At 41.7% G+C, this 1,818-nt stretch carries 1 protein-coding gene; it reads right to left on the bottom strand.

Annotated features, from left to right (window positions below):
• Positions 1 to 1,818, bottom strand: a 1,818-nt coding sequence (locus FNW52_RS20545) for a condensation domain-containing protein (protein ID WP_143379333.1), incomplete at both ends; no start/stop codon positions are given.

The following is a 1,818-nucleotide window of genomic DNA, read 5'->3' as shown; positions in this document are numbered from 1 at the left end:
TGGTATTTTCCTTAATGATTCCTTAACGGCAACTAAAGCATTCAAAGAATCTGATCCTGATACACTCAGCACAAATGGATAAACTGAAGTAAACCAGCCCACTGTCCTGCTGATATCAGTATCTTCCACAATATCCTCTCTTCCATGTCCCTCAACTTTTATAACACTTCGATCCAGTCCAAAAACATCCTGTAAGGCAAGACCCAAACCGGTCAATAATATATCATTGATCTCTGTACTGTAAACACCATGAATCTGAGTCTGAAGCATCTCTGTTATCCCGCTGTCCAATGCAAAAGAAATACTGCTGTCAAGCTTTGAATTAATCCCTGATACTGCTTTATCTACAGGGAAAGAAGCTATAGCTTCACTGCTTAATGACTCCCAATAAGGCTTCTCTGCCTGAAGCTTATCACTCAGGGCATACTCCTGCTGCAGAGAAGACCAGCGCTGGAAAGAATCCGTCTTTAATGGCAGATTAGCCTTAACCCCTGAAAGGTATTGCTGATAAACAGCTGAGAAATCCTCCAGCAGTATACGCCATGAAACTCCGTCTACAACCAAATGGTGAATGATCAATGCCACACGGTCACCGTCTTTTAATCGAAAATGCGCCGCCTTAAACAAAGGTCCTTCTCCTAAATTAAAACTCGATTGAAGTTCCCCGCCTTTCTCTGCCATTAAATCCTCGGCATTATCCTGATCTTGAAAATCGTAAAAATCAACAGCAAAATCATGTTCCGGCAAACCTTCATTGAATTGCTTCCATACACCCTGTTCCGATTTATAAACCATACGAAGCGCATCATGGTGTCCAAGCAGAGCAGTTATACTCTTAGAGATAATCTGCATATCAAGGACTTCCCTGCTTTTCAAAACCACAGACTGGTTGTAATGATGATGCGTCTTAAAGGCCCGGTCATTGAAAAAATAATGCTGGATAGGGGTAAGTTTCACTTCTCCCAGAATCAGTGACTGATCGATATCACGGGTACTTAACGCTACATATTTAGCCAAGTCCTCCAACACTGGCACACGAAGGATCTGCTGGATTTTTAAACTGTAGCCCTGCTGTTTTAATCGCGATACGATCTGAATGGTTTTTATAGAATCGCCTCCCAGATTATAAAAGCTGTCTTTTACACTGATATTCTCACGTTTAAGAACATCCTGCCAGACACTCACCAGTATTTTTTCCTCTTTGGAACGAGCAGCAACATACTCTTTCCTTATAATATCAGCTCCTGAAACCTCTGGAAGAGCCTTTCGGTCAACCTTGCCGTTTGGCGTTAAAGGAACAGCATCAATCTCAACATAAAAACTAGGAACCATATAATCAGGAAGTTTACCCTCCAGAAAGGACCTTAACAGCGATTTGTCCAGATTATCTGCTGCCATATAAGCAACAAGTACCTTATCATCATTTATATTTCTGGCATCTACCACAACCTGAGTTACACCCGGATACTCAAGAATTGCGCTCTCTATCTCTCCAAGCTCAATCCTGAAGCCCCTGATCTTCACCTGGCTGTCTTTCCTACCTAAAAACTCTATATTGCCATCCGCAAGCCAGCTCGCCAAATCGCCTGTATCATACATCTTCTGGCCTGAAATGAAAGGGTTGCTTATGAATTTCTCATTGGTCAGTTCTTCCCTGTTTAGATAACCTCTTGCTAATCCTGCGCCTGAGATATAAAGTTTGCCTCGAACTCCGATCGGAACAAGCTCCATAAATTCATCCAGGATGTAAATCTGTGTGTTGGCTACTGGTTTTCCAATAGAAAAATACTTCCTTTCATCATACAATAATATTGTTGA

This window comes from Flavobacterium sp. ZT3R18, assembly GCF_007097385.1.
In the GTDB taxonomy this organism is placed as follows: domain Bacteria; phylum Bacteroidota; class Bacteroidia; order Flavobacteriales; family Flavobacteriaceae; genus Flavobacterium.
Note: the sequence above shows the minus strand (reverse complement) of the source record. Positions and strands in the feature narration are given on the sequence as shown.